The 7,278-nt window shown below is 35.9% G+C and carries 9 protein-coding genes; 5 read left to right on the top strand and 4 right to left on the bottom strand.

The window, feature by feature from the left end; translation table 11 throughout:
• Positions 1-196: 196 nt before the first annotated feature.
• Complete coding sequence (locus Q0L68_RS13675) at positions 197-1,030, bottom strand: 1,4-dihydroxy-2-naphthoyl-CoA synthase (protein WP_296704175.1); 834 nt, start codon at positions 1,028-1,030, stop codon at positions 197-199.
• A gap of 105 nt (positions 1,031-1,135) precedes the next feature.
• Between Q0L68_RS13675 and Q0L68_RS13670 the strand changes: the two genes are divergently transcribed.
• Both Q0L68_RS13670 and Q0L68_RS13665 read left to right on the top strand, forming a co-directional pair.
• Positions 1,136-2,203: an AMP-binding protein gene (locus tag Q0L68_RS13670; RefSeq protein WP_296704172.1), complete on the top strand. Its 1,068-nt coding sequence runs from the start codon at positions 1,136-1,138 to the stop codon at positions 2,201-2,203.
• Complete coding sequence (locus Q0L68_RS13665; RefSeq protein ID WP_296704171.1) at positions 2,200-2,625, top strand: DUF2141 domain-containing protein; 426 nt, start codon at positions 2,200-2,202, stop codon at positions 2,623-2,625. The genes Q0L68_RS13670 and Q0L68_RS13665 overlap by 4 nt, the downstream gene beginning before the upstream one ends.
• Here the strand turns inward: Q0L68_RS13665 and Q0L68_RS13660 are convergent.
• A complete protein-coding gene (locus Q0L68_RS13660; protein ID WP_296704169.1) occupies positions 2,622-3,233 on the bottom strand; it encodes a 2OG-Fe(II) oxygenase in 612 nt (203 codons plus the stop codon). The two genes, Q0L68_RS13665 and Q0L68_RS13660, sit on opposite strands and share 4 nt — an antisense overlap.
• Positions 3,234-3,306: 73 nt before the next feature.
• Here Q0L68_RS13660 and Q0L68_RS13655 point away from each other — a divergent pair, with 73 nt between their 5' ends.
• Together Q0L68_RS13655 and Q0L68_RS13650 are read left to right on the top strand one after the other, a co-directional pair.
• Entirely contained in the window at positions 3,307-4,065 is a 759-nt protein-coding gene (locus Q0L68_RS13655; RefSeq protein WP_296704167.1) for a hypothetical protein, read from the top strand.
• 68 nt (positions 4,066-4,133) lie between these two features.
• Positions 4,134-5,234, top strand: coding sequence for a toll/interleukin-1 receptor domain-containing protein (locus Q0L68_RS13650; RefSeq protein ID WP_296704166.1), 1,101 nt, complete (start codon positions 4,134-4,136; stop codon positions 5,232-5,234).
• Here the strand turns inward: Q0L68_RS13650 and Q0L68_RS13645 are convergent.
• Both Q0L68_RS13645 and Q0L68_RS13640 read right to left on the bottom strand, forming a co-directional pair.
• Positions 5,224-5,997, bottom strand: coding sequence for a LexA family transcriptional regulator (locus tag Q0L68_RS13645; protein ID WP_296704161.1), 774 nt, complete (start codon positions 5,995-5,997; stop codon positions 5,224-5,226). The two genes, Q0L68_RS13650 and Q0L68_RS13645, sit on opposite strands and share 11 nt — an antisense overlap.
• Complete coding sequence (locus Q0L68_RS13640; protein ID WP_296704158.1) at positions 5,994-6,251, bottom strand: hypothetical protein; 258 nt, start codon at positions 6,249-6,251, stop codon at positions 5,994-5,996. Before Q0L68_RS13640 ends, Q0L68_RS13645 begins: the two co-directional genes overlap by 4 nt.
• A gap of 334 nt (positions 6,252-6,585) precedes the next feature.
• Between Q0L68_RS13640 and Q0L68_RS13635 the strand changes: the two genes are divergently transcribed.
• Positions 6,586-7,278, top strand: a 693-nt coding sequence (locus Q0L68_RS13635) for a carboxypeptidase-like regulatory domain-containing protein (protein ID WP_296704156.1), incomplete at its 3' end; no start/stop codon positions are given.

The following is a 7,278-nucleotide window of genomic DNA, read 5'->3' as shown; positions in this document are numbered from 1 at the left end:
TACTGCACTTACTTCTTTATTGATCCTGAGGAAAATTTAATTTCTATAATGATGACTCAGACAGCTCCATTCAGCGGTTTTTATGAGCAAAAAATGCGGCAAATGGTCTATCAGGCGATAGAATAAAAGAAAAGGTTCGAGATCTCTCTCGAACCTTTTCCTATTTCATACTTCAGAATTTTTCCTTTAGAATTTATTAAGGTATCCATTTATTTTTTCCAAAATCTGGCTTCCGCTTTTCTAAAAAGGCATTCCTCCCTTCTTTCGCTTCCTCTGTTCCATAAGCCAATCTTGTTGCTTCGCCAGCAAAAACCTGCTGTCCAACCATTCCATCATCGGTGAGGTTCATTGCAAATTTCAGCATCTTGATTGAAGTAGGTGATTTTGCTAATATTTCCTGAGCCCACTCGTAAGCAGTTGATTCGAGTTCGGAATGAGGGATCACAGCATTCACCATTCCCATTTCATAAGCTTCTTGTGCGGAATAATTTCTCCCCAAAAAGAATATTTCTCTGGCCTTCTTCTGCCCTACCATTTTAGCTAAATAAGCAGAGCCATACCCACCATCAAAGCTGGTTACATCTGCATCGGTTTGTTTGAAGATCGCATGTTCCTTACTCGCCAAAGTCAAATCGCAAACAACGTGAAGAGAATGTCCTCCTCCTACTGCCCAGCCAGGAACAACAGCAATCACTACTTTTGGCATAAAACGGATCAATCTCTGAACTTCCAAAATATTTAAACGATGGTATCCATCCTCACCTACATAGCCTTGATTTCCTCTTGCTTTTTGATCGCCACCAGAACAGAAAGCCCAGCCTCCATCTTTCTTGGAAGGCCCTTCCCCACTCAATAATACTACTCCGATTGAGGTATCTTCCTGAGCATCATAAAAGGCATCGTATAGTTCTGCTGTGGTTTTTGGGCGAAATGCATTTCTTACTTCAGGCCGATTGAAAGCAATCCTGGCTACTCCATTGCATTTTTTGTAAGTGATATCTTCGTATTCTTTAGCAGTAATCCACTCCATAATATTCGATTTTTAAACTCTATTTTTGCTGCAAGATAACAGGCTTCGGCGAAATTTGTTGTTAGTTTGTTGCTCGAACTTTATTAATTAAAGAACTCCATTTTCATGTTTGAATTGATTATAGGATCGAATAGATTTTCTTCTTTTAATGACTTTCAGCGCGCTCCAAGTGATTTATCTGAATATTCTTTGGAGGCCTTCTCATTTTGTAAAGATTGGTTGAATGGCCAGAAAGTATTTGAACTCCAAACTTCTGGATCTACAGGAACACCTAAAACAATTAAAGTAAATCGCTCTCAAATGATTGCCAGTGCTTTGGCAACAAAGTCTTTTTTTGATATTCAAGAAAATATTAAAATGCTTTGTTGCATGAATACGAGCTACATCGCAGGCAAAATGATGCTAGTTAGAGCAATGGTATGGGATTCTCCTATTTTAATTATTGAACCAAGTTCAAATCCCTTGTCTTATCTTCAAAAAAACTTTAATCCACAATTTATTGCTATGGCTCCTATACAAGTGGATGAAAGTCTTAAGTTTCATTTAAAGGAATTAAAACAAATCGATCATTTAATTATTGGTGGCGCTCCAATTTCTAAAAATTTAAAATCATTGATCTCTAAAAATAAACTAAATGCTTATCAAAGCTTTGGAATGACAGAAACAGTTTCTCATATAGCATTAGCACCAATCAAAGAGGGAGATCTCGTTTATGAAATCTTGCCAGGCGTGGAATTTGGAATAGATGAACGTCATGCACTTTGGACAAAATCACCGATGAGTAATAACCAAATCATACAAACTAATGATTTGGTAAAACTAGTTTCAGAAAACAGTTTCCAGTGGTTAGGGAGAGCTGACTTTGTTGTGAACTCTGGAGGGGTTAAACTACATCCTGAAATTTTAGAACCAAAAATCGAATCCATTGTAAACACACATTTCCCTGACTCAAACTTTTTTCTATTTGGTCTTCCTGATGATTTATTAGGCCAAAAATTGGTACTATTTGTAGAAACAGCTTCAGCGGAAAAAGAAAAGGCAAAAAATTTGCAGGCAGAATTAAAAGTCAAATTAGGAAAATACGAATCCCCAAAGGAAGTTTATTTAATTAGAGAGTTCATCCGAACAGATTCTGGAAAAATCAACCGCCAAAAAACAAGTGATTTCAAGTGATTCAAGTCATTCTTTCTTTCTTTCTATTATCAATTTCAACCTTTCAGTCTAAAAATGAGGGGGAAATCCATATAACCATTCAGGAAAGTTTGAATGATGTTGGAATGATACAGGTTTTGTTATTCAATAATAAAGAAGGCTTTCCCTCTGATCCTGAAAAGGCACTTAAAAGTATCAGCCTCCCTATAAAAAATAAAAAGGCCGAAATCATCTTAAAAGGAATACAACCTGGTTCTTATGCAATTTCAGTCTTTCATGATGATGATAAGGATGGAAAAATTAAAACAAATGCACTCGGCATCCCAATTGATAAATATGGTTTTTCGAATAACCCTACTTTACTTTTTGGCCCCCCAAGTTTTAGTAGAGCATCTTTCGTAGTGAAGGATAAACCGGTTAAAGTTGAGATAAAGCTCCATTAATCAATATTTCTGAGCCAACCAGTTATACTTATTCTCTCTTTTTTAGTGGGCAAAACCTCATGAGGTATTTCACCACTCATGAATACGACTAACCTCCCCCCTTTGGGCAGAACATCCATTATTTTTTCAGTTCCATCCTCCTGGGGCAAATACATCCTCAACATGCCCTCATCCTCTGTAGTCCAAGAGTCATTGAGGTAAATTATTACAGTTACCAACCGATACAATACTTGTTGAAACTGATCTATATGTCTTATGTAAAATGAACCTATTGGATATCTTGCAAAATGCCCTTCAAATGATTTCAGCCCCAAATAACAGCGTCTATTTAAAGCCATTCGGATTTTGTTTATTTCCTCCCAATAAATAGCCTCATAGTGACTCAACTCATCTGGATTCATCCAGAGCACTTGATCATTTCTTATTTCAGTTTTAATCTGTTTTTTCTCGCCTTTCCCAACAGCAGCTAACCTAAACTTTCCAGCTTCTAATAGATCAGATTGCTCTTTCAATAGAGAACTTCTCAATTTGTCACTAATAAAATCATCAATGATTGCATAAGATTTTTCGTAAATCTCATTCGCAATTTTTTCATATACAGAATCCATAGCTTGTGTTTAACCTTGCAAATAACCTCTAATTCATTGAAAAAAATTACTTTTGCCGAAAGCAAATTTTACGATGCCTCAAAAAGACACATTTACTGGGATTGAACTCGAGTTTGATTCGGGGATCATCCCTCCTCCCTACAGCCATGTTTATAGAATTTCACTGGATTGGAGTAATGGAGAACTAAAGGCCAAATTAGATTTGCACTACACCGATCGGGAAGAGCTAAGTGAAAACGAAATAGTAGATGAAGGTTTCACTACAAATGATGATTATTCTTACAACGGTCCCCTAAATAATGTTTGGGTCAAAGCCATTTCTGAAAAAGTAGAAACTACAAAATGGTCTGGTAAATCCTTAGAGGAAGGTGGGATAATAATTAAACCAATTGATTCAGGAATTGTGGGTAAGATAAAAGTACCTGCTGATCAAGAGGCTTGGATAGTTTTTGGCCAAGACCTAATACAAGCGATTTATGAGACTTCTAAAAAGGAAGCTCCATTAACAATACACTATCGCCAAGTAGATACGGATACTATAAAAGATTGTGCTATCACGATTCAATTTTCAGACAGAGAAGTCATTTTTACTGAAGGAAATGAATCAAGAAATATCAATTGGGAATACACAGTACAATTGATGAAACTGATCTTTACACCTGACTACAACTATGAAATAGCCAAAGAGGCACCAGGAAATAAAAGAGGTGCTTTTATAGAATGCGGCGATGGATTATGGCATGAATTGGGAAAAGGAGTCATTAATATTGATCCATCCAATGATGTAGTCAGTAAAATCAAAGAAATATTTAGTGATTTATTAGAAGGATAACAATTTCATCTTTCTTATCTAACTTCCCATTTTTTGCTAACTTAGTCTCTGTTAATCAGGGACTTTTTATGGCTGATAATAAAATTTTCGTAAGCTATCGAAGACAGGATGCTTCAGGAGAAGCTGGAAGACTTGTGGATCATTTACGGGAAATCTATGGCGAAGAGAGCGTTTTCTTGGATGTAGAAACTCTGGAGGCCGGCTTGGACTTTGTTCAGGCAATTGACAAAGCTTTGAATTCCTGCAAAGTATTGATCGCTATGATTGGGCCTCATTGGATCAATGTTAAAGATGCTGAAGGTAATTCCAGATTATTTCATGATGGGGATTTTATTAGAATTGAAATTGCGGCCGCATTAAAAAGAAATATTAGGGTAATACCAGTTTTAGTAAATGGCGCTGTAATGCCATCTCCTGAACAATTGCCAGAAGATCTCCAAGCACTTACAAGAAGGCATGCCCAGGAATTAAGTAGCTCTCGATGGAAATACGATTGCGATCAACTGGTATCAGTTTTAGATAAAATTATAGAGCCAATTCCAAAGCAGAAACCTGAACCTTTTAAACCTAGGCCAATTCCTCCTAAACAAAAGAGTTGGTTAGCTAAAAATTATTTATGGATTATTGGAATTTTTGTCGGAATCATCATTTTGATTTCTCTATTAAATAGTCCTGAGAATGATTCTGAATTCGACCCATATCAAACTTCAATTGAACAAGAAGATCAAAAATCAGATCCTCTTGTAGAGGATCAAACAAACACGAGTACTGAGGAATTGCAAAATTTCAGGAATTCAAATCCTGAAGGGACAGAAATTTATGATAATTTATCTCTTTCAGGTTCTGAATCCAATCAGCCAGTAATAGAAGAAATTAGTGGTTATTGGCTCTTATCTGACAACCAAGGAAATACTAGTACCTTAGTATTCAACCAATACAATGACGAATTTGAATTCATTGAATACAATGTCTTCAACGTAGAAATTGGAGAAGGAACTGGTACTATTAGTGGGAACCAACTCACTGCCAGTTATTATAATTCCTTAGTAGAAATAAACGGTAATCTAAGATTATCCACTTCAACCAACGGTCAAAGTTGGTCTGGGACTGTTTCTTTTCCAAGCCTAGGAACCAGCAGTAACATCGCATTACAGAGAATTAACCCTTGATTTTTCTAAGGTCAGCTTGAATATCTTTTATCATTTCACCCAAATCTTCCAATGAAATCGGTTTCTTTTTATCCCCCGGATTCGGGAAATCAGTGCTAATAAAAGCTTTAGATTCCCAAACCTCCAAAACATCTTCTCCTTTCACTTCAAACGGTTTATAATGGTCGTTATCTGAAACCAAAAACAGTTTCCCGTTTTCACTTAGATAATTGAATACTCTTTTATAAACTACTCCTTCTGTTTGAGTGACAAGCACATAGGTTTTTCCACTTTTGATGTCTTTTAGTTGATCAATATACGAACCTATCACAATAGTACCTGGAATCAGAGGAAGCATGCTATCACCGGCCAATTCAAAAGCCCGATAAGTGGCATTTCGGGAAAGATTGGGTAGATGGAATTGAGGCAAACTCTCCATATATTCAGGGTCAGCAAAGCCATTTAAATACCCTGCAGATGCCTTTTGAGCAACCATCGTAATATTTTCTCTATCCTCTTCATTTGTGGCAATAGTCAAGATATTTATCCCTCTTTTTTGAATAGCCTTTCTCCCTTTGTTTTCTATATCATGCTCCAATAATTCTTCCAAACCTACTTCAAGAATGTCACACAGCTTTTGTAAAGTCAGTAATTTAGGCTCTGACCTTCCATCTTCGTAAGCGGAAATCATGGTCCGCTGAACAGCTAACTGATCAGCCAATTCATTTTGAGTTATCCCTTTCTGTTTTCTCAAAAACTTAAGATTTGAGGCTAAGAAACTCATGCTGAGAATAAGTAAAAGTTATGATCTTCTGGAGATGGCTGAACAGGAAAAAATGGATTCATATTCATCTCAGCTGACTTTCTTCTTTCCAATCGAAGCTTAATTTCTTCAATGATTTCACCTACTGGCTTTGGCTCTGTTACCAACAGATAGCCATACTGGGGTTTCATCTCATCTTCAATAAAAAACTTTACCTGACGATTACCTGACGCCAGGGTTTTTGTGGTAATGCTGATTTTGTCTTGATTTTCCATACCTGCATGATTTAACATCAGCTAATTTACAAATGTTGCTTTAATAAACATATATATGATGAAAAAATAAACATTATTCTTTGACAAATAATGTCAGACAATCTATTTAATATTCAAATGATTCATTTTCAATCACTAACAATATCTTATTTCATTTAGTGATTTTAGGAAACAATAATAAAAACACTGCTTATTTCATCATTTGACCGCTTAGACAATAATCACTGAAATCCACAACCACTCATGTTTTATTTGGGTTAAAAAAAGTATAGAGTCTATTGGCAATTCTTTTTCTACTAGCCAAAAAAGGCAAGAAAATTTAATACCCAACTACATGAAATATTATTTAACACTCTTATTTTTTATTGGAGTGACATCTTTTAGTTTCTCACAATCCTATTCTATCAAAGGAAAAATCATTGAGGCGGGTTCTGAGCAAAGTATTCCAAATGCTACCATCCTTTTGATGACCGTAACTGATTCCACCCAAATAGACGGTATGATCTCAGATTTAGATGGAAACTTTGATTTACAAGAAATAAAAGAAGGTGAGTTTTTGCTGAAAGTTCAATACTTAGGGTACCAGGATTTATTTAGAAAAATTCAGGTTAGCAGGGATTTAGATCTTGGAAATTTACTTTTAAGAGAAACTGCAACTGAACTGAGTGAAGTTACCATAAGTGCCAGAAGGTCAACTGGTATCAATAAAAGTGACACAACACTTTTTAATGCTGATGCATTTAAAACTATGAAGGATGCTAGTGCCCAAACTCTAGTTGAAAAACTTCCTGGTGTCACCATGATGGATGGAGTCTTACAAGCTCAGGGAGAAAACATTGCTCAGATTCTTGTAGATGGGAAACCTTTTTTTGGAGGCGATGTCCAAACAGCTTTACAAAATCTTCCGGCAGAAGTAATTCAAGGGATAGAAATTTTTGATCAAAAGAGTGAGAAGGCACAATTGAGTGGATTTGATGATGGGGAAAGGATGAAAACCATCAATATCATAACAAAACCAAATAGAAGA

Origin of the sequence: Algoriphagus sp. (genome assembly GCF_024642405.1) — a bacterium.
In the GTDB taxonomy this organism is placed as follows: domain Bacteria; phylum Bacteroidota; class Bacteroidia; order Cytophagales; family Cyclobacteriaceae; genus Algoriphagus.
This window is presented reverse-complemented; position numbering and strand designations above follow the sequence as displayed.

Coding starts and splice junctions, on each gene's coding strand:
- Q0L68_RS13670 (WP_296704172.1), top strand. CDS start 1,136: ATGTTTGAATTGATTATAGGATCGAATAGATTTTCTTCTTTTAATGAC.
- Q0L68_RS13655 (WP_296704167.1), top strand. CDS start 3,307: ATGCCTCAAAAAGACACATTTACTGGGATTGAACTCGAGTTTGATTCG.
- Q0L68_RS13650 (WP_296704166.1), top strand. CDS start 4,134: ATGGCTGATAATAAAATTTTCGTAAGCTATCGAAGACAGGATGCTTCA.
- Q0L68_RS13640 (WP_296704158.1), bottom strand. CDS start 6,251: ATGGAAAATCAAGACAAAATCAGCATTACCACAAAAACCCTGGCGTCA.
- Q0L68_RS13675 (WP_296704175.1), bottom strand. CDS start 1,030: ATGGAGTGGATTACTGCTAAAGAATACGAAGATATCACTTACAAAAAA.
- Q0L68_RS13645 (WP_296704161.1), bottom strand. CDS start 5,997: ATGAGTTTCTTAGCCTCAAATCTTAAGTTTTTGAGAAAACAGAAAGGG.
- Q0L68_RS13660 (WP_296704169.1), bottom strand. CDS start 3,233: ATGGATTCTGTATATGAAAAAATTGCGAATGAGATTTACGAAAAATCT.